We start from the raw sequence: 20,296 nt of genomic DNA, 5'->3' as shown, positions 1-20,296 counted from the left end.
ACGCCCACCGGGTCCCGCGCCACCACCACCTCCGCCAGCCCACCAGCCCGGGAGGGGCCATGACCTCGATCGCGCCCGCCGCACCGCCCGCCGCCGCACCGGCGGACCGCGCGCTGCCGCGCTGGTCGTCCCGCGCCTGCGCGGACGCCGACCGGGCGGAAGTGCTCGCGCTGTTCACCGACCCCGGTTTCTTCTTCCGCACCGAGCGGCCCGACACGCGCCCCGAGTGGGAGATCCGGCGGCTCCTCGGCGACGACACGCGCGTGCTCCGCGCCGACGGCGAGCCCATCGGCCTGTACGCGCTCGAGCACGAGGGCAGCGAACACGGCTGCCACTACGTCCTGCACCTGCGCCTGCGCTCGGGCACCCCCACACACTGGTGGCGTGCCGCGTACCGCGAGATCGTGCGGGCCCTGCGGTGGCGCCACGAGCTGGTGCGGCTGTCGGTCCGGTTCCCCGAGTTCGACCCGGCCGGCCTCGCCTTCGCGCGCTCGGCCGGGCTCACCGAAGAGGGCACGCTCGCCGGCGTGACCACCCACGAAGGCCGTCGCCGCGGCACGGTCTTCTTCTCGCAGGTTTGGGCGGAATCATGAAACTGCGCGGATACCGCGGCACCGACCGCGGGCTGCTGAGCGGGCCGTGGCCGGCCGGCGAGCTGCTGGGGCTGCCGCTCGAAGACTGGCCCGCGCTCGCCGACCCGACGGAGGTCCCCCCGCCCGCCGGCGACGACGACGAGCTGTGCGTCACCGACGGCGCCTTCGTCCGGTACACGGCCATCGACTGGGTGCACCGGCGGGCCCGCGTCGAGATCGGTGTCCACCCGAGCCTGTCCGATGTGGATGAACTGCTCGAAGCCGCCGTCGCGCACGGGTTCACCGGCCTGAACCTGCGACGCCTGCACGGCTGGGTCACCCCGGCCGCCCGGCCCGGCTCGGCCGCGCTGGCCGCGGCCGGGTTCCGGCGCGAGGCGGTCGTGCCGGCCGCCACCTGGTTCGACGGCGCACCCGCCGCACGGGAGATCTGGGGGACGATCCGCCATGACTGACCTGAAGCCGCTTTCGGCCGCCGAGGCCGCGCGGGGACTGCGCCGCGCGGGCGACGCCGCGCGCGGGTTCCTCGGCACCGACCCGGTGACCCAGAACGACGCCCTGCTCGCGCGTGAGCTCACCCGCCGCGAAGCCCAGGTGTACGCCGCGGGCGGCGCGCTCGTCGGCTGCGTGCCGAACCGGGCGCAGCCGCGCCAGGCGTACGTTTCGAGCACGTCCGCCGGCCCCGAGCCGGTGCGCGCGCTGCTCGGCCACCTCACCACCTACCAGCGGCGGACGTCGTTCGTCGCGCTGGTGCCCGAGAACGGTGCCGCCGCCTTCCTCGGGGCCGGGTTCGCCCGCAGCGGCGTGCTGCCCGGCCACCACTACGCCGGCCACGCGTTCCACGACGTGCTGGTCCTGGTGAAGGAGGAGCCATGCCGATCGTGACCGTCCGGCACTTCACCGAAGAGGACGTCCCGCTGCGCACGGAACTGCTGCGCGAGGCGCGCTTCACGGCCAACCTCACCGACTTCGCCGTCGGCTCGGACGACGACGGCCTGGCGGCCCGCCAGCACCGCACCATCACCGAAGAGCAGCGCACCAAGCGGATCTTCACCGTGTGCGGCCCGCACGGCCGCGTGATGGGGTTCGCGTGGATCACCTCGATCGACTGGCGCGCCCAGCGCTGCGAGCTGTCCTTCGGCGTGCTGCCGCGCGACCGCGGGCTCGGCGCGTTCGCCGTCTACGCGGTGCACAAGCACCTGCGCGACGAGCTCAACATGCGCGTGATCGTCAACCAGGTCCTCACGCACAACACCATGTTCCTGTCCGCCGAGGCGCTCGAAGCCCAGCACCAGGTCCGGTGCGAGCGGGATTCCTACACCGTCGGCGAATGGCGGACGGCGTGCTACTGGACACTGTCCGATGAGGACATCCGGAAGCACCGGGCCTCCGCCGAGGAACGCCGGCGGGAGCTGGCCGAGCGGATCCGCGAGCGCATCGAGGCCCGGTCGTGACCGGGCGGGCCGGATACCTGCGGACGCCCGCGATCTCCGGTGGCACCCTGTACTTCGCGTGCGAAGACGACTTGTGGTCCGTGCCCGCCGACGGCGGCCGGGCGCACCGCCTCACCGCGGGCCCCGGCGAAGCCCGGCGGCCGCGGATCTCCCCGGACGGCACGGAAATCGCGTTCGTCGGCACCTACGACGGCCCCGCCGAGGTGTACGTCATGCCGGCCGAAGGCGGCCCGCCCCGGCGGCTGACCCACCAGGCCGGCCGCTGCGTCACCGTCGGCTGGCACCCGCAGACCGGCGAGGTGCTCTACGCGACCGACGCCGAGCAACCGTCCGGCTTCGGCGCGCGCCTGTTCTCGGTGGCGCCGGCCGGCGGTCCCGCGCGGCCGCTGCGGCTCGGCCCGGCCGACACGATCGCCTTCGGCGAGGACGGTGTCGTCGTCGGCCGCAACACCGCGGATCCCGCGCGCTGGAAGCGTTACCGGGGCGGCGGCACGGGTGAGCTCTGGTACGCCGGAAGCGAGGCCGGGCCGTTCACGCGGCTCGTCGCGCTGCCCGGGAACGTCGCCGACCCGTGCTGGGCCGGCGGCCGCGTCCACTTCATCAGCGACCACGAAGGCATCGGCAACGTCTACTCGTGCCTGCCCGACGGCACCGACCTGCGCTGCCACACCGACCACCACGACCACTACGCACGCGGGCTCACCACCGACGGCACCCGGCTCGTCTACACCGCGGGCGCTCGGCTGCACCTGCTCGACGCCCGCGGCGCCCGGCCGGTGGCGGTGGACCTCGGCGGCGCGGCACCGCAGCGCGGCCGCCGGTTCGCCCCCGCGGGCGAGTACCTCGACGGCGCGCGGCTCAGCCCCGACGGCACCCGGCTCGCGGTGACCGCCCGCGGCAAGGCGTTCACCTTCGAGCACTGGTCCGGGCCGGTCCGCGGCCACGGCAGCGCCGACGGCGTGCGCTACCGGCTGCTGCGCTGGCTGGCCGGCGGGCGGCAGCTGGTCGCCGTCGCCGCCGACGAGAGCCCGGACGAGCGGATCGTGCTGATGGACGCCGAGGGCGGCGAGGACACTTCGGTGCTCGTCGCCGGTGGCGTCGGGCACATCACCGAGCTGACCGCCTCCCCCGCGTCGGGGCTCGTCGCCTTCGCGACCAGCCGCCAGCGCGTGTGGATCGTGGACACCGCCGACGTGCTCCCCCGGCCCCGGCTGCTCGACGCGAGCCGGCACGAGCGCATCGAGGACCTCGCGTGGTCACCCGACGGCCGGTGGCTGGCCTACACGTTCCCGGAGTCGCCGCGCACGTCGTCGATCAAGCTCGCCGACACCGCGTCCGGGCGGACCCACCGGATCACCGAGCCGGTGGTGCGGGACGCGCGCCCGGCGTTCGACCCGTCCGGGCGCTACCTCTACTTCCTCGGTCAGCGCGACCTCACGCCGGAGCTGGACCAGGTGCAGTTCGACGTCGGGTTCCCGTTCGGTTCGCGGCCGTACTTGATCACGCTGCGGGCGGGCGAGGAGTCGCCGTTCGAGACGCGGGCCGCCGTGCCCGGGAAGCCGCTGCCCGCCCCGCGCGGCGACGGCCGGGTGACGGTCGACCTCGACGGCATTTCGCGGCGCGTCGCGGCCTTCCCCGTGCCGGAAGGCCGCTACAGCGACGTCGCGGCGCTGCCCGGCCGGGTGCTGCTGCTCTCGGTCCCGCTCGCCGCGCCCGATCCGGCGCACCCGGACGCCGGCGCCGAGGGCACGGTTTCGCTGGTGGACCTCGGCACGGGCCGGGTCACCGCCGGCTGCCTCGGTGCGGTCGACGAGCTGGACGTCCGGGGTGACGTGGTGCTGCACCGCACCGACAGCCGGCTGCGGGTGCTGCGCGCCGACGTCGCCGGCGACCCGCCCGATGGCGAGGAGCCGGGCCCGGCCACCGGCTGGGTCGACCTCGGGCGCGTCAAGGTCCCGTTCGACCCGTCGGCGGAGTGGCGGCAGATGTTCCGCGAGGCGTGGCGGCTGCAGCGCGAAGGCTATTGGGACGCGCGGATGTCCGGCCTCGACTGGGACGCCGTCTACGACCGGTACGCGCCGCTCGCGGAGCTGGTTTCGTGCCGTGCGGAGCTGTCGGACCTGATCTGGGAGCTGCACGGCGAGCTCGGCACGTCGCACGCGTTCGAGCGCGGCGGCGAGTACCGCGCCGGACCGGACGAAGCGCAGGGCTTCCTCGGCGTCGACTGGGACACCCCGCCCGACGGCTCGCAGTGGCGGATCGCGCGGATCCTGCGCGGCGACCCGTGGAACCCCAAGGCCGGTTCGCCGTGCGCCCGGCTCGGCGCGGACATCCGCGCGGGCGACGCCGTCGTCGCGGTCAACGGGCGGCGCGTCGGCGCGGCCGGCCCCGGTGAGCTCCTGGTCGGGCAGGCCGACCGGGAGGTGGAGCTGACCGTGCGGCGGGCGGGCGCGGCCGAGCACCGCGTGGTCGTGCGGGCGTGCGCGAGCGAGGCGCGGGCGCGGTACCTGGACTGGACCGAGGGCAACCGCGCGTACGTGCGCACGGTGTCGGGCGGCCGGCTGGGGTACCTGCACGTGCCCGACATGACGCGGGCCGGGTACGCCGACTTCGTCCGCGGGTTCCTCACCGAGCTCGACCGCGACGGCCTGATCGTGGACGTCCGGTTCAACACGGGTGGGCACGTGTCACCGCTGCTGCTCGACCGGCTCGCCCGCCGCCGCACCGGCACCGAGCACGGCCGGTGGAGCGGAATGGCGCCGTACCCCACGGAGTCGCCGCGCGGCCCGATGGCGACGCTGCTCAACGAGCACACCGGGTCCGACGGCGAGATCTTCGCGCACGTCTTCCGCGCGCTCGGGCTGGGCCCGCTGATCGGCCGGCGCAGCTGGGGCGGGGTGATCGCGACCTGGCCGCGGCACCGGCTGGTGGACGGCACGGTCACGACCCAGCCGGAGTTCCGCTACCGGTTCGGCGACGTGGGTGCTTCGCTGGAGAACCACGGCGTGGAGCCCGACCTGGCGGTGGTGCCGGCACCGGACCGGCTCCTGCCGGGGGAAGACGACCAGCTCGCCGCGGCCGTCGCGCACCTGCTGGCGGAGCTGGGCTCGCCGTCGGAGGAGCTGCCCGCCCCGCGGGCGGCCCTGCTGCTGCCGCAGGCACCGTGACCGGCCACGTCGACGTCTGGCTGGTGCCGGTCCGGCCCCGGCCGGAGTGGCTCGGGCTGCTCGACGACGCCGAACGCGCCCGCGCCGCCCGGCTGGCCGCGACTCCGGCGGGGGACGTGTTCACGGCTTCCCGGGCGCTGCAACGTCTTTGGGGCGCTTCCGCGGTCGGCGTCCCGCCGCGGGAAGTGGTGATCGACCGCTCGTGCGCGCATTGCGGCGACCCCGCCCACGGCCGGCCCCGGCTGGCCGGGGCGCCCGGGTTTTCGGTGTCGCACACCGGGCACTGGCTGCTGCTGGCGGTGGCGGAGACGGGGCTGATCGGAGCGGACATCGAGGACCCGGCCGCGGCGGCCGACGCCGCCGGGCTGGCCGGGGTGGTCTTGTCGGCGGCGGAGCACCGGGAGTTTTCGGCGGCGGCTCCGGCGGAACGGACCGGCCGGCTGCTGACGGCGTGGACCCGCAAGGAGGCGGCGATGAAGCTGGCCGGACTGGGGTTGGCGGCGGCCCCGGCCCGGGTGGACGTCCGCGGGCGGCTCGCCCGTTCGGACGTACCGGGCTGGCCGAGTGAACCCGTGCACCTGCGCTCCCTCGCCGTTCCCGGCGGCCACGTCGCGGCGCTGGCCACGACCGTGCCGGTGCGGGCCGTGCACCGCCGTGACCTGGCCTTGCTCGACGCACCGATGACCGCGGGGAGGTCCTAGCCCATCCCCACCCGGCGCGGAGAACCCAATCTGGGTAGCGAGTACCCATGTACGCGCATCTCCCGGAGTGCGAATCTCTTCGGCGTGAGCCAGACAGTAGAGCGCCCCGAGCAGGCCTCCCCCGAGGCACCGGCCTGGTGGACCGCCGCTCGCCTCCCCGGCGAGGCGGGCGAGCCCGGTGCCGGCCGGCCCGCCTGGGCGCTGCTCGCGGACGACGTCCTGGCTTCGCTGCCCGCCGATGGCGACTGGCCCGCCCCCGTCGACGCCGAGGGCGATCACGTTTTCCGGCACGCCGTGCTGCCTTTCGCCGGCGCCGCCCGGGAGCTGCTGCTCGAGCGTGAGCCGGCCGCGGAACGCGTGTGGCCCGGTGTCGAGACCTGGCTCTGCGGGCAGCTCACCGCGCTCGCGGCCCGCACCTTCGTGCTCGAACTGCACTCGGCGAAGAAGGCCGGCCTGCTGCGCGGCGCCACCGGACGCGACCGCTTCGTCGACTTCCTGCGCCTGCTCGGCAGCCGCGGGTTCCTCGCCGACGTGCTGGGCCGCCACCCCGTGCTGGCCCGGCTGCTCGCCCAGACCTGCCTGCGCACCGCCGACGCCGTCGCCGAGCTGCTCACGCGGTTCGCCGCGGACCGCGCCGCCCTGCGCGCCGGATTGCTGGCGGGCAGCGCGGCCGAGCTGAGCGAGCTGACCCTCGGCGCGGGTGACGTGCACTCCGGCGGCCGCGCGGTGGCCGTGCTCGGGTTCGCCGACGGACGGCGGCTCGTCTACAAGCCCCGTCCGCTCGGGCTGCTCGCCCGGTGGGGCGGGCTGCTGCGGTGGTTCGCCGAGGAACGGCCCGGGCTCGCGCCGCGCCCGGTGGGCGTGCTGGCCCGCGACGGCTACGGCTGGGCCGAGTACGTGCCCGCGCGGCCGTGCGCCGACCAGGCCGGCGTCGAGCTGTTCTACCGCCGCCAGGGTGCGCTGCTGGCCCTCCTCTACGCCCTCGACGCCACCGACATGCACTGCGAGAACCTCATCGCGTGCGGCGACCAGCCGATGCTGGTGGACGTCGAGACCCTGTTCCACCCCGCGTTCGCCACGCTGACCCGCAACGGGCCCGACCCGGCCGCCGCCGCGCTGCACCGCTCGGTGGCGCGCACCGCCCTGCTGCCCACGCTGATGCTCGGCGAGCACGGCGCGCTCGACGTGTCGGCCTTCGGCGGCGGCAACGGCGAGCAGAGCCCCGGGCAGGTGCCGCACTGGACCGGCGCCGGGACCGACGACATGCGCCTGGCCCGCGGGCCCCGCCCCTACGCCGGCGGCGCGAACCGCCCGGTGCTCGGCGGGGCCGAGGTCGACGCCGGGATGTACCGGCAAAGCCTGCTGAGCGGCTTCCGCGCCGCCTACGAGTCCCTGGTCGACCGCCGCGCCGAGCTGCTCGGCGGCGCGCTGGACGTCTTCGCGGGCGAGGAGATCCGCCTGGTGATGCGGCCGACGCAGGTCTACGCCACGCTGCTGAGCGACTCGACGCACCCGGCGCACCTCGCCGCGGGCACCGCCCGGCCCGAGGCGTTCGCCTCGCTCGCCGACGATCACGGGAAAGCCCACCTGCCCGTCCTGGTGCCCCACGAGATCGCCGAGCTGTGCGACGGTGACGTGCCGGTGTTCACCGCCGCCGCGGGGTCGGTGAACGTGACCACCGGCACCGGCGTCGTCCTGCCCGGCCTGCTCGCCGCGAGTGGTCTCGACCAGGCCCGCGCGAAGATCGCGCAGCTGTGCGCCGAGGATCTGCGCGAGCAGGAGTGGTTCGTGGAGGCCACGCTCGCCACCCGCCGCCCCGAGGTCCGCCACGGCCCGGGTGCGCCGCTGCCCGGTGCGGTCGCCGCCGTCGTGCCCGACAGCCAGCACCTGCTCGCGCTGGCGTCGGCGATCGGCGACGACCTCGTCGCCCGCGCCGCCCACGACGACGGGCGGGCCAACTGGGTCGGCCTGGAACTCCTGGACGGACGGCACTGGCTGGTGCTGCCGATGGGCGCGGGGCTCGCCGAGGGCTACTGCGGCACGGCACTGTTCCTGGCCCAGCTGGGCCGGCTGACCGGCACCGCCCGGTACTCCGAGCTGGCCGCGAAGGCCGTGCGCACGCTGCCGGTGCTGGTCGAGGTCCTCGCCGAGCACCCCGAGCTGGCGCGCGAAGTCGGGTCCGGCGGTTTCTTCGGCCTCGGCGGGATCTGTTACGCACTGGCGCGGCTGGCCTCCCTCCTCGGGGACAGCGCCCTCGCCGCCTGCCTGCCCGCCGCGATCTCCGCGACCGCCGCCGCGGACGTGGCCGCGCCCGCGGGTGTCGGCGAAGGCACCGCGGGCGCCCTGGCGGCGATGCACGCCGTGCACGCGGAAAGCGGGCTGCCCGAAGCGGCCGCGCTGGCCGCGACGCTCTCCCGGCGGCTGGCCGGTGCCCCGCGACCCGCCGCCCCCGGCTTCCTGTGGGGCGCGGCGGGCGTCGACTGGGCGCTCGGCCGGGGCGGCCGGACCACGGCGGAACCCCTGGCCGGCGACCTGGGCTGGTGCTCGGGCGTGGCCGGCCGGGTCCTCGCCGCGGCCGCCGCGCCGGGGTCCGCCGGGCCGCGGCCCGGCACCGCCGCGCGGACGGCGGACGCGTTCTCGGCCGCGGTGGCCGCCCGGCCGCCGTCGACCGACCAATCGCTTTGCCACGGCGAACTCGGCACCCTCGAAGCACTCGTGGTGCTGGCCGGGCAGGGCCACGAACCGTCGGTCTCCGCGTTGCGGAGGGCGACCTCGCGCCTCGTGGGCGCCATCGAAGGACACGGGCTCCAGTGCGGTACGCCGCACGGAGTAGCGAGCCCGGGCCTGCTGACCGGAACCGGGGGTATCGGTTTCGGGTTGTTGCGGGTCGGTTTTGCCGAACAGGTTCCGTCGGTTCTCCTGTTGGAGCCTTCGGGACAGCTCCGGAAATAACGCCGAAACACACCTCATCACAGGAGTGAAGATGCGCAACGACACCAACGCCGGCGAATTCGACGCGACGCCCGCCGGTGCGGAGGCGGACAGCCCGCTCGGCGACGCCACGCCTGGTGCCAAACCGAAGATCGGTGTCCGCGCGGGGATCCTGGCCGGGCTGACCCTCGGCGTGGCCGGTGCCGCGGTGGTCACGATGGACATCAGCACCGTCGTCAGCAACTACACGCACGCGTGACGTGCTCGCGACGGCACAAAGCGTGACAACAACCCCAATCCTGCCGTCCGAACAGTGGAATCTCCACCGAAAGACCACCGAATTCGTGAGTCCGGTCTCTAAGGTTGGCGCATGCGCACCCGTGCCCCCGCTCTCGTCGGCCGAGGAACGGAGATCGAAGAGATCGGGCGGGTGTTGCACGACGCTCGCCGCTCTTCGGGATCGGCCGTGTTCGTCACGGGGGAACCCGGCATCGGCAAGACCCGGCTCGCCGCCGAGGCGGTCGGCCGCGCCCTGGACGCGGGACTGGTGGTGCTGCGGGGACGCGGCAGCACCACCGGACCCGCCGTGCCGTTCCGGGCCCTCACCGAAGCACTGCTGTCCCTCGCCCGCACCGGCGGCCGCGAGCTGGTCGAACAGCTCGGGCCGTACCGGTCGGTGCTGGGCAGGCTGATCCCGGACTGGGCGGCCGGCGCCGACACCGCGGGCGACTCCTCGCTGGTGGTGCTCGCCGAGGCGACGCTGCGGCTCACCGGGCTGGCCGGGGCGGGCCGCGGCTGCCTGTTCGTCGTCGACGACCTCCAGGACGCCGACGTGGAAACCCTCGCCGTGGTGGAGTACCTGGCCGCCAACATCCGCACGCAGCCGGTGGTCGTGCTGGCCACCCTGCGTGCCGAACCCTCGCCCGCGCTGGAAGCGGCCCACGCCGTCACCCGGCGCGGCGAGGGCTTCCTCATGCCGCTGGACAGCCTCGGGCCGGCCGACGTCCGGGACGTGGTGGCGTCCTCGCTCGGCGCCGAACCCGGCCAGGTGTCCGCCGACGTGGCCGAGCGCCTGTTCGCCGACAGCGCGGGCAACCCCCTGGTCGTCGAGGAGCTGCTGCACAGCATGGTGGCGGCGGGCGAGCTGGTGAACGGCGCGGCGGGCTGGCGGTTCACCGGCCACGGCCGCAGCGCCGTGCCCTCGACGCTCGTCACGATCATCACCCGCCGCGCCGACCGCCTCGGCGAACGCGGCAAGCAGCTGCTGGCCATTGCCGCGGTGCTCGGCCGCCGGTTCCCGCTGTCGGTGGTGCAGCGGGTGAGCGAGCTGGACGACCACAGCCTGTTCGGCCACCTGCAGTCCGCCGTCGCCGCCCAGCTGCTCACCGCCGACGAGCGCGGCGAAGACTGGTACGCCTTCCGCCACCCGCTCACCGCCGAAGCGCTGCTGACCCTGCTCAACCCCGCCGAACGCGTGGCGTTGTCGGCGAAGGCGGCCGACGCCGTGGTGGAGCTGCACCCCGACCTGCCGGGTGAGCTGTGCAGCCTGGCCGCGTCGCTGCGGCTGGGGGCCGGGGACCGCTGGGCCGCCGCCGACCTGTACCGCGAGGCCGCCCAGCGCGCGCTCGGCGAGGGCGCGCCGGGGTCGGCGATCGCCGTGCTGGAGCACGCCGTCAACCTGCTCGGCGACGACGCCGACCGCGGTGGCGACCAGTCCGGCCGGTACCGGGACCTGCTGGAGCTGCTCCTGTTCGCGCTGGCGGAGGCCGGGCAGTTCGAACGCGCGGTGAAGGTCGCGCGCTCCCTGCGGCCCGCCGACGGCCGCGATCCCGCGCGCCAGATCCGCGTCCACGTCCGCCTGGCGTGGGCGGCGCAGGTCGCCGGCCGCTGGGCGGAGGGCTTCGAGCAGGTCGCCGCGGCCCGGGCGCTGCTGCCCGCGGCGGGGCTGGACGAGGAGTCCGTGGCGGTGGACGCCGTGGACGCGTACCTGTCGATGTCCGGACCGGCCCCCGATCGGGTGCGCCGCAGCGAAGAGCTGGGCCGCCGCGCGGTCGCCGGGGCCGAACGGATCGGCTTGCCGTCGACGGCGTGCCAGGCGCTCTACGCGGTCGGGTTCGTGGTGCGCGAGCGGGACATGGCCGAGTCCGACGAGTGCTTCCGGCAGATGCTCGACAACGCCGCCGAGCACCGGCTGACGAACTGGCGCAACTACGCGCTGGTCGGCCTCGGCGGCAACGCCTGGCTGGCCGAGGCGGACCCGTCCGGGCTGGAAACCGCGCGCGGCGAGGCGTTGCGCACCGGCGGGATCAGCCTGGCCTACAACGCGGACGCCGTGCTGGGCCTGCACGCCGTGCTGTGCGGCCGGTTCGCCGAGGCCGGGCCGCGGCTCGACGCCTGCTACGCGGAGGCGTCGCGGATCAAGTTGTACGCCGTCAGCCGGTACGTGCAGATGGCGCGGGCGGTGCTGGCGGGACACCGCGGCGACCGCCGGGCGATGGAAGCCGCGCTCGGCGACTTCCGCCGCGGCGGCGGCGACGCCGGTCCCGAGGCACCCCTCGCGCGCGGCCTGGCCCAGGTCTTCTGCTCGCTGCTGGAGGAGGACCGCGAGACCGCGCGCGCCGAGCTGGACACCCTCGCCGCCGACCAGGCGCGGCAGCAGAGCACGTTCCACCTCGCCGGCACCCACGGCCTGAAGCTGCTGCTCGACGTCATCGCCGGCGACGCGACCTGGGACGACCACCGCCGCATCGCCGCCGGGGCCGCCGGCGGGATGCGCTGGAACCGCCAGTTCGTGCTGCTGGCCGAGGCGGTGCTGCACGGCCGCGAGAGCGCGCACGAGGCCGCCACCGCGGCGATGCGGCGCGCGGCACGGGCGGCCGCACCGTTCGGCGTCGCCCGCCCGCTGGGCTTGCGCCTGACCGCGGAGCCCGCCGTCGACGACGGCTGGGGCGAGCCCGCGGAATGGCTGCGCGAAGCCGAAAGCCACTTCCACGGCGCGGACGTGATCCCGGTGGCCAGCGCGTGCCGCGCCCTGCTGCGCCGGGCCGGGGCCTCGGTGCAGCAGCGCCGCACGGGAACCGAGCGGGTCCCCGAAAGCCTGCGCGCGATCGGCGTCACCCTGCGCGAGTACGAGGTCTTCGAGCTGCTGGCGTTCCGGCTCAGCAACAAGGCGCTGGCGGCCCGCCTGCACATTTCCCCCCGCACGGTGGAGAAGCACGTGGCGGCCCTGCTGATGAAGACATCGGTCCGCGACCGCACCGAACTGGCCCGGTTCGCGGCGGAGCACTCGTCGGCCTCGGAGGTCTGACGGCTACGCCGTTCCCACGTCGGCGATGTGCCGAGGTAAAGGTGCTCGGTTCCATTGTGGACTCATGGTCCGGACCGGGCCGGTGGCGGCGCCGGTCGCGTCCGCAGTGGCGCGGGCGCGGCCAAACCCGTCACCGGACCAAAGCCGACACCGCACACAACGCCGCCCACGTGGCCGCGAACGCCGCCACCTTCGTGCGCGCCGACCGGTCCGGCGGGTGAAAGACCGTCCGGCACCACGAGTCCTCACCCCGAAATCAGGCCGCACCGGCGAAGGGAACCGGCGCCGTGCGGACGCCGCGCGCAACCCCCCGGTGTCCGCACGGCTGGACCGCCGGTCGCGTCCGCAGTGGCACAGGCGCGACGAAACCCCTCACCGGACCAAAGCCGACACCGCACACAACGCCGCCCACGTGGCCGCGAACGCCGCCACCTTCGTGCGCGCCGACCGGTCCGGCGGGTGAAAGACCGTCCGGCACCACGAGTCCTCACCCCGAAATCAGGCCGCACCGGCGAAGGGAACCGGCGCCGTGCGGACGCCGCGCGCAACCCCCCGGTGTCCGCACGGCTGGACCGCCGGTCGCGTCCGCAGTGGCACAGGCGCGACGAAACCCCTCACCGGACCAAAGCCGACACCGCACACAACGCCGCCCACGTGGCCGCGAACGCCGCCACCTTCGTGCGCGCCGACCGGTCCGGCAAGGTGGTGCCGAACACCACCGCGTCCGCCGCGTCCGAAGCCACCCGGGCGGCGAGCGCGACCTGGAGGGGCTTGCCCGCCGGCGCCAGCAGCATGGCCAGGCCGATGGCCGCGTCGCGGGCGCCGATGCCGGCGATCAGGGTGCGGACGCCCGCGGTGACGTCGCCGGCCGGAGTCGTCAAGCCGCACGGTTTCGCCAGCACGCGCGGCGCGGCGATGATCGTGGCGCTGTAGGCGGCGGTCACCGCTCCGAGAACGCGGGTCAACGCGGGCATCGGTCACTCTTTTCCGTCGGCGCGGCTGAGGACCTCCGCTTACCCCCGTCCGCCGGTGCCAAACCGCCGGCCGGCGCAGGTGGCTGTCTCGGACAGCGCACCGCACAGGGAACTCCCTCACCTCTGGTTGCTGAAAGCCGCGTCGAAAGCCGCCGACGGCTGGTCGAACAGGTGCTCGCGCAGGTACTTCACCGCCTCGGCCGCGCCGCGGAGCCGGTCCATTCCGGCGTCCTCCCACTCCACCGAGATCGGGCCCGAGTAGCCGATCGAGTTCAGCGCCCGGAAGCAGTCCTCCCAGGGGACGTCCCCGTGGCCGACGGACACGAAGTCCCAGCCGCGCCGCGGATCGGCCCAGGCCAGGTGCGAGCCGAGCCGGCCGTTGCGGCCGTCGAAGCGCTTGCGGGTGTCCTTGCAGTCGACGTGGTAGATCCGGTCGGCGAAGTCGAGGATGAACCCGACCGGGTCGAGGTCCTGCCACACGAAGTGCGACGGGTCCCAGTTGAGCCCGAACGCCGGCCGGTGGCCGACGGCTTCCAGCGCGCGCTTGGTCGTCCAGTAGTCGTACGCGATCTCCGAGGGGTGGACCTCGTGCGCGAACCGGACGCCCACCTCGTCGAAGACGTCGAGGATCGGGTGCCACCGGCGGGCGAAGTCCGCGTAACCGTCCTCGATGTCGTCGCGCGAAACCGGTGGGAACATCGCCACGTACTTCCAGGTCTTCGACCCGGTGAACCCGATCACCGTGTCCACGCCGAGCTTCGCGGCCGCCCGCGCGGTGTCGGCCATTTCGGCCGCCGCGCGCTGCCGGACGCCCTCCGGTTCGCCGTCGCCCCAGATGCGCGACGGCAGGATGGCCTGGTGCCGGTGGTCGATCGGATCGTCGCAGACGGCTTGGCCGACGAGGTGGTTCGAAATCGCCCACACCTTGAGGCCGTGCTCGGCGAGCAGCCGCAGCCGCCCCGGCACGTAGTCCTCTTCGGACAGTGCCCGGTCCACCTCGAAGTGGTCGCCCGAGCAGGCGATCTCCAGCCCGTCGTAGCCCCACTCGGCGGCCAGCTTGCAGACCTCGGTGAACGGCAGATCGGCCCACTGGCCGGTGAACAACGTGACGGGACGGCTCATTTCTCCTCCACCGATGTCCAATGCGCTTGTGCGGCCGCGCTCTTTTCGACCGCGTCGAGCACCCGCTGGACGCGCAAGCCGTCGTCGAAGCCCGGCGCGGGGTCGGTGCCCGCGCCGATGGCGTCCAGGAGGTCGGCGACCTCGTGGGTGAACGTGTGCTCGTAGCCGAGGAGGTGGCCCGGCGGCCACCACGCGCCGACGTACGGGTGCTGCGGCTCGGTGACGAGGATGCGGCGGAACCCGGCTTCGGTGCCGGTGCCCTCGTACCACTGGAGTTCGTTCATCGCCTCGAAGTCGAACGCCAGGCTCGCCTTCGCCCCGTTGACCTCCAGCCGCATCGCGTTCTTGCGGCCCAGCGCGAACCGGGTCGCTTCGAAACTCGCCACGGCTCCCCCGGAAAGCCGTGCCAAGAACAACGCGGTGTCGTCGACGGTCACCTCGTCCGTCCCGCCGCCGCTCTCGGCCGGCCGCTGCTTGACGAAGGTGTTCGTCAGCGCCGAGACGCCGGTGATCACCTCCCCGGTGACGAACTGGGCGGCGTCGACGATGTGCGCGCCCAGGTCGCCCAGCGCGCCCGACCCGGCGGATTCGCGACGCAGCCGCCAGGTCATCGGCGCTTCCGGGTCGGACAGCCAGTCCTGCAGGTACACCGCCCGCACGTGCCGGATCTCCCCGAGTGCGCCGCTCGCCACCAGCTTCCGGGCGTGGGCGAGCGCGGGCACCCGGCGGTAGTTGAACGCGACCATGGCCCGCACCCCGCGTTCCCGGGCCCGCCGCGCCGCCTCGGCCATCGCTTCGGCCTCCGCCACCGAGTTGGCCAGGGGTTTCTCGCACAGCACGTGCTTCCCGGCCGCCAGCGCGGCGATCGCGATCTCCGCGTGGCTGTCCCCCGGCGTGCAGACGTCGACCAGGCCGACGTCGTCCCGGGCGACCAGCTTCCGCCAGTCGGTCTCGACGTCCTCCCAGCCGAACTTTTCCGCAGCCGCCTTGGCCCGGGTCTCGTCGCGGCCGCCGAGCACGGCGAGCCGCGGCACCAGCGGTGGGTCGAAGAACCGGTGCACGCTGCGCCACGCGTGCGAATGCACCGCACCCATGAACGCGTGGCCCACCATGCCGATCCCGATCGTTTCCCGTGCCGGGCTCATACCCCTCCTTCTTCTTGCCGGAAAGTCCTGTCAGGAATCGAAGCCGACGTCGAGGTACTGGTCGACGTTCTCCTTGGTGACGACCGCCGAATACGTGGTGATCTCGGCCGGGACGTCGTGCTCGGCGAGATCGCCGATCCCCTTGCCCTGCCCGAGCAGCCGGGCGAGCGCGACCGCGGTGGAGGCCATCGACGGGCTGTAGAGCACGGTCGCCTTGATCGGCGACGAGTCGGCCTTGATCAGGTTCATCATGTTCTTCGAGCCGGCGCCGCCGACCATGATGAACTCCTTGCGGCCCGCGGTGTCGATCGCCGCGTTGACGCCGATGCCCTGGTCGTCGTCGTGGTTCCACAGCGCGTCCAGTTTGGGCGCGCCCTGGAGCAGGTTCGCCGTCTGCTGCTCCCCCGACTCCGAGGTGAACTGGGCCGACACCCGCGGGCCCACGCTGAACCCGGCGCGGCCCAGCGCGTCCTTGAAGCCCTTGCTGCGTTCCTGGGTGAGTGGCAGCGAGTCGATCCCGGCGACCTCGCCGATGATCGGGTTGGCCACGTTCTTCTTCTTGAGCTCCGCGGCGATGTAGTTGCCCGCGTTGACACCCATCCGGTAGTTGTCGCCGCCGATCCACGTTCTATAGGCCAGCGGTGTGTCGAAGACGCGGTCGAGGTTGATCACCGGGATGCCGGCGTCCATCGCCTGCTGGCCGACCGCGGTGAGCGCCTTGCCGTCGAAGGGCAGGATCACCAGCACGTCGACCTTCGCGTTGATCAGCGTCTCCACCTGGGAGATCTGCTGGTTGACGTCGTTGGTGCCCTCGGTCGCGTTGAACTTCACCTCGCTGAACTTCTGCGCCTGGGCCTTGGCGTTCTTGGTGATCGCCGCGATCCAGCCGTGGTCGGCGGCCGGCGCGGAAAAGCCGATGGTGATCGGCTTGCCCGGCTGGGCGTTGTTGCCCGCGTTGGCGACCGGTGCGTTCGATTCCGAGTTCGCCGGCGTGTTGCCCGTGCAGCCGGCGAGCAGCGCGCCGGCGCCGACGGCGGCCCCGCCCAGCAGGAATCCCCGGCGGCCGAGGAAGGGGTGTTCGGTCATGGCGGCCTCCAACGGTGGTGAACTAACTACCGGTCCTGGCTTTCCTGGCCCGGAACTGCAAGAGCACGGCGAGCACGATGATCACGCCCTTGGCGATGTTCTGGATGTCGGTGTCCAGGTTGTTCAGCGTGAAGATGTTCGACAGGACCGTGAAGATCAGCACGCCGACGAGGGTGCCGATGAGCGAGCCGCGGCCGCCGGTCAGCAGCGTGCCGCCGATGACCACCGCCGCGATCGCGTCGAGCTCGTAGAACATGCCGTTGGTCGATGCGCCCGCCGTCGTCCGCGCGACGACCATCAGCGCGGCGATCCCGCAGCACAGCCCGGCCACGCCGTAGACGAGCGCGAGGTGGCGCTTGACGTTGATCCCGGCCAGCCGCGACGCCTCGGCGTTGCCGCCGACCGCGTAGGTGCGGCGGCCGAAGGTGGTGCGGTTGAGCACGACCCAGCCGACCGCGAACACGAGCGCGAACAGCCAGATCAGCGTCGGGATGCCGAGGAAGCCGCCGCGGAAGAAGGCGAGGAAGTCCTGGTCGGCGACGACCTGGGTGCGGCGGCCGCTGATCCGCTCGGCGAGCCCGCGTGCGGAGACGTACATCGCCAGGGTGGCGATGAACGGCACGACCTTGCCGTAGGCGACGAGGACGCCGTTGACCAGCCCGCAGCCGAGACCGACGGCCAGTCCACAGAGGACCATCACCCACGGTCCGTACGACTGCGTCGCCAGCGTCGTGAGCCAGACGCCGGCGAGGCCGACCATCGAGCCGACCGACAGGTCGATGCCGCCGCTGATGATCACGAACGTCATCCCGACGCTGACCACGCCGATGGCCGCGGCCAGCCGCAGGATGGTCGAGATGTTGCTTTCGGTGAAGAACAGCTCGGGCCGGGTGAACTGGCCGACCAGGCACAGCACGACGAGCACGCCGGCCAAGCCGAGCAGCCGCGGGTCGGCGGGGAAGGAGAACCGCCGCTTCCGCTCGGCGGGCAGCGCTTCCTGGGGCGGTGCTTGGGTTTCGGTCATGCCGCGCTCCCCTCGAGAATCACGTCGAGCACCTCGGCCTCGGTCAGCCCGGCGGAGGATCGGTCGGCGAGGACACGGCCCTCGCGCAGCACCAGCACCCGGTCGGACAGCCCGAGCACCTCGGGGATCTCGCTGGACACCAGCACGATCGCGACACCGGTCGCGGCCAGCTCGTCGATCAGCCGGTACAGCTCGGCGCGGGCGCCGACGTCGACCCCGCGCGTCGGCTCGTCGAGCAGCAGCACCCGGCACCCGCGGACCAGCCACCGCGCGAGCACCGCCTTCTGCTGGTTGCCGCCGGACAGCGTGCGGACGATCCGCCGCGGGTCGGCGGGCCGCAGGTCGAGGCGGCGCAGGCCGGCCCCGGCGTCGTCCAGTTCCCTGCCGCGCTCGGTGAAGCCGAACTTCGCGTAGCGGCCGAGGCTGGCCAGGGTCACGTTGTGCACCACCGGCAGGTCCAGCAGCAGGCCCTGGCTCTTGCGTTCCTCGGGTGCGAGGCCGACGCCCGCCTTGACGGCCGCCCGGACGCCGGGCCCGAGCGGTTTTCCGTGCACCGTCACGGTTCCGCGGCCGGCCTTGCGCGCGCCGAAGATCGTCTCGAGCAGTTCGCTGCGGCCGGAGCCGACCAGGCCGGCGATGCCGACGACCTCGCCGGCGTGGACGGTGAAGCTCACGTCCTCGAACTCGCCCGGCCGCGAGAGGTGCTCGACTTCGAGCGCGGTCACCGGCCGGGCGTGACCGTCGTGGCGCGGCCCGAAGACCGTCTCCACCTTGCGCCCGGCCATCAGCGCGACCAGGTCGGCGGTCGGCGTCGAGGCCGCGTCGAGGCCGGTGCCGACGGTCCGGCCGTCCTTGAGCACGGTCACCCGGTGCCCGATCCGGCGCAGCTCCTCGAGCCGGTGCGAGATGTAGACGACCGCGACGCCGTCGGCGGTCAGCTCGCCGACGATGCGGAAGAGGTTGTCGACCTCCTCGCCGGCCAGCGCGGCGGTGGGTTCGTCCATCACGAGCAGCCGGGCGTCGTGGGCCAGCGCGCGGGCCATCGACACCAGCTGCTGCCCGGCGGCGGAGAGCTTGCCGACCTCGGTCGACGGCCGGATGTCCGGGTGCCCGAGCCGGGCCATCAGGCGGGCGGCCTCGGCACGGGCCTGGGAGATCCGGGTGAACCCGAAGCGGGCGCGTTCGTGGCCGAGGAAGATGTTGTCCGCCACCGAAAGCCCGGGCACCAGGTCGAGTTCCTGGTACATGGTGGCGATGCCCAGGCGCAGGGCGTCGACCGGCGAACCGAGTTCGACGCGCTCGCCGGCCCAGGTGAGCTCCCCGGAGTCCGGCCGGTGCGCGCCGGAGAGGACCTTGATCAGCGTCGACTTCCCCGCGCCGTTCTGGCCGAGCAGGCAGTGCACCTCGCCGGGTTCGACGTCGAGGTCGACGCCGTCGAGGGCGCGCACCCCGGGGAAGCTCTTCACGATCCCGCGGACGGAAAGCAGGCTCATGCGCACACCTCGCCGGCGCTCGGTGCCGCCTGAGCCGGAAGCGCAGTGTTGAATGATCCGCTCGCAAGCTCGCTCATACCGTCGCCTCCTCGGCAAGCGTCGGGTCGGCGAACAGCCGCTCGGCCGCCAGGTGCGCGGCGCCCCGCAGCGGAGCACGCAGGCCGAGCCCGGAGGCCACCACCCGGGCCTGGCCGAGCGGCCGGGCGGCGAGCTCGACGCGCACCGGTTCGACCAGCCACTCGCCCAGTTCCGCGAAGTAGCCGCCGAGCACGACGACGTCCGGGTCGAGCACGTCGACCACAGTGGACAGGGCGATGCCGAGCGCGACGCCGAGTTCGTGGACCGCCGTCACCGCACGCTGGTCGCCGAGCCGGATGCGGTCCTTGAGGAGGGCGACGCGGCCTTCGACACCCGGGGCCGGATCGTGCAGCGGGTCACCCGGGGCCGCGGCCGCGCGCAGGAGCGCGGCCAGGTTCGCCTTGGTCTCCAGGCAGCCCGTCCGGCCGCAGGAACACCGCTCGCCGGACGGGTCGACGGCGATGTGGCCGACCTCGCCGGCGAAGCCGCGCGCGCCGCGCAGGATCGTGCCGCCGGAGACGAACCCGCCACCGACAGCCGGTCCGCCGCCGAGGTAGAAAAGCTCCGTCCCGGTGCCCTCGGCCGACTCGGCGAGCGCACCGAGGTTGGCGTCGTTGTCCACGGCGATGGCGGCGGCTGGAACGCCCAGCCGGGCCGCCATGAGGCCGGCGATCTCCGCGTCCCGCCAGCGCAGCACCGGGGCGAACCGCAGCACGGCGGCGGCCGGATCGACCAGCCCGGGCACCGAAATCGCGACTCCGACCGGTGGACCGGGCAGCACTGCGCGGGCCAGGCGGGCGAGTTCGTCCATCCCGGCGGGCAGCCCGAGCGCGGCGACGTCGACGATCTGCGCCCGCTCGGCCAGCACCCGGCCGGACAGGTCGGTGACCAGCGCCGACAACCCGCCGGCTTCGATGCCCAGCGCCAGCGCGTACGCGTCTTCGCCGTGCAGTTCGACCAGCCGGCTCGGCCGCCCGTTGCCGGGGAGCACCCCGGCTGGCCGGACCAGGCCGCGTCCGGCGAGTTCGGTGAGCAGGCCGGGCACCGCGGACTTCGCGAGCCCGCAGCGGGCCGCCAGCTGCGTGCGCGAGAGCGGGCCGGTGCGCAGCGCCCGCAGGACCGCGGCCAGGTTCGCCGTACGTGGGCTCGCCGAGCCGGCTCGCCTCGTTTCGGTGACGGCCACGGTGCCCCCATCTTGCGCTGACTACTGAACGCACTTTGGCG

Annotated in this window: 16 protein-coding genes; 9 read left to right on the top strand and 7 right to left on the bottom strand. The window is 74.0% G+C overall.

Annotated elements, in window-relative coordinates:
• Positions 1 to 59: 59 nt before the first annotated feature.
• The 9 genes from QRY02_RS08900 to QRY02_RS08860 all read left to right on the top strand — a co-directional run bounded on the left by QRY02_RS08900 (position 60) and on the right by QRY02_RS08860 (position 12,150).
• The gene (locus tag QRY02_RS08900; RefSeq protein WP_285991018.1) at positions 60 to 593 is read left to right on the top strand and encodes a hypothetical protein; all 534 of its coding nucleotides are present in this window, start codon (positions 60 to 62) and stop codon (positions 591 to 593) included.
• Positions 590 to 1,045: a GNAT family N-acetyltransferase gene (locus QRY02_RS08895; protein WP_285991017.1), complete on the top strand. Its 456-nt coding sequence runs from the start codon at positions 590 to 592 to the stop codon at positions 1,043 to 1,045. Before QRY02_RS08900 ends, QRY02_RS08895 begins: the two co-directional genes overlap by 4 nt.
• Positions 1,038 to 1,475, top strand: coding sequence for a hypothetical protein (locus QRY02_RS08890; protein ID WP_285991016.1), 438 nt, complete (start codon positions 1,038 to 1,040; stop codon positions 1,473 to 1,475). The genes QRY02_RS08895 and QRY02_RS08890 overlap by 8 nt, the downstream gene beginning before the upstream one ends.
• Positions 1,463 to 2,044, top strand: a complete 582-nt coding sequence (locus QRY02_RS08885; protein ID WP_285991015.1) for a GNAT family N-acetyltransferase — start codon at positions 1,463 to 1,465, stop codon at positions 2,042 to 2,044. The genes QRY02_RS08890 and QRY02_RS08885 overlap by 13 nt, the downstream gene beginning before the upstream one ends.
• Positions 2,041 to 5,211 (top strand): S41 family peptidase, encoded by a 3,171-nt coding sequence (locus QRY02_RS08880; protein ID WP_285991014.1) that lies wholly within the window; start codon positions 2,041 to 2,043, stop codon positions 5,209 to 5,211. The genes QRY02_RS08885 and QRY02_RS08880 overlap by 4 nt, the downstream gene beginning before the upstream one ends.
• Positions 5,208 to 5,912 (top strand): 4'-phosphopantetheinyl transferase family protein, encoded by a 705-nt coding sequence (locus QRY02_RS08875; RefSeq protein WP_285991013.1) that lies wholly within the window; start codon positions 5,208 to 5,210, stop codon positions 5,910 to 5,912. The genes QRY02_RS08880 and QRY02_RS08875 overlap by 4 nt, the downstream gene beginning before the upstream one ends.
• A gap of 84 nt (positions 5,913 to 5,996) precedes the next feature.
• Positions 5,997 to 8,864 (top strand): type 2 lanthipeptide synthetase LanM family protein, encoded by a 2,868-nt coding sequence (locus tag QRY02_RS08870; protein ID WP_285991012.1) that lies wholly within the window; start codon positions 5,997 to 5,999, stop codon positions 8,862 to 8,864.
• 31 nt (positions 8,865 to 8,895) lie between these two features.
• Positions 8,896 to 9,102: a hypothetical protein gene (locus QRY02_RS08865; protein WP_285991011.1), complete on the top strand. Its 207-nt coding sequence runs from the start codon at positions 8,896 to 8,898 to the stop codon at positions 9,100 to 9,102.
• 111 nt (positions 9,103 to 9,213) lie between these two features.
• Entirely contained in the window at positions 9,214 to 12,150 is a 2,937-nt protein-coding gene (locus tag QRY02_RS08860) for a helix-turn-helix transcriptional regulator (RefSeq protein WP_285991010.1), read from the top strand.
• A 614-nt stretch (positions 12,151 to 12,764) separates the two neighbouring features.
• Here the strand turns inward: QRY02_RS08860 and QRY02_RS08855 are convergent.
• The 7 genes from QRY02_RS08855 to QRY02_RS08825 form a co-directional block, all read right to left on the bottom strand.
• The gene (locus tag QRY02_RS08855; protein WP_285991009.1) at positions 12,765 to 13,124 is read right to left on the bottom strand and encodes a hypothetical protein; all 360 of its coding nucleotides are present in this window, start codon (positions 13,122 to 13,124) and stop codon (positions 12,765 to 12,767) included.
• A 117-nt stretch (positions 13,125 to 13,241) separates the two neighbouring features.
• Positions 13,242 to 14,246, bottom strand: a complete 1,005-nt coding sequence (locus tag QRY02_RS08850) for a sugar phosphate isomerase/epimerase family protein (RefSeq protein ID WP_285991008.1) — start codon at positions 14,244 to 14,246, stop codon at positions 13,242 to 13,244.
• Positions 14,243 to 15,391 (bottom strand): Gfo/Idh/MocA family protein, encoded by a 1,149-nt coding sequence (locus tag QRY02_RS08845; protein WP_285991007.1) that lies wholly within the window; start codon positions 15,389 to 15,391, stop codon positions 14,243 to 14,245. Before QRY02_RS08845 ends, QRY02_RS08850 begins: the two co-directional genes overlap by 4 nt.
• 30 nt (positions 15,392 to 15,421) lie before the next feature.
• Complete coding sequence (locus QRY02_RS08840; protein ID WP_285991006.1) at positions 15,422 to 16,477, bottom strand: substrate-binding domain-containing protein; 1,056 nt, start codon at positions 16,475 to 16,477, stop codon at positions 15,422 to 15,424.
• Between the two features lie 22 nt (positions 16,478 to 16,499).
• Complete coding sequence (locus QRY02_RS08835; RefSeq protein ID WP_285991005.1) at positions 16,500 to 17,501, bottom strand: ABC transporter permease; 1,002 nt, start codon at positions 17,499 to 17,501, stop codon at positions 16,500 to 16,502.
• Positions 17,498 to 18,994 carry a sugar ABC transporter ATP-binding protein gene (locus QRY02_RS08830; protein WP_285991004.1) on the bottom strand — a complete coding sequence of 499 codons (1,497 nt, stop codon included), beginning with the start codon at positions 18,992 to 18,994 and terminating at the stop codon, positions 17,498 to 17,500. The genes QRY02_RS08835 and QRY02_RS08830 overlap by 4 nt, the downstream gene beginning before the upstream one ends.
• Positions 18,995 to 19,067: 73 nt before the next feature.
• On the bottom strand, positions 19,068 to 20,255 hold the full coding sequence (locus QRY02_RS08825; protein WP_285991003.1) for an ROK family protein: 1,188 nt from the start codon (positions 20,253 to 20,255) through the stop codon (positions 19,068 to 19,070).
• Between the last annotated feature and the right edge of the window lie 41 nt (positions 20,256 to 20,296).

The organism is Amycolatopsis sp. DG1A-15b, from assembly GCF_030285645.1.
Classification (GTDB): domain Bacteria; phylum Actinomycetota; class Actinomycetes; order Mycobacteriales; family Pseudonocardiaceae; genus Amycolatopsis.
Note: the sequence above shows the minus strand (reverse complement) of the source record. Positions and strands in the feature narration are given on the sequence as shown.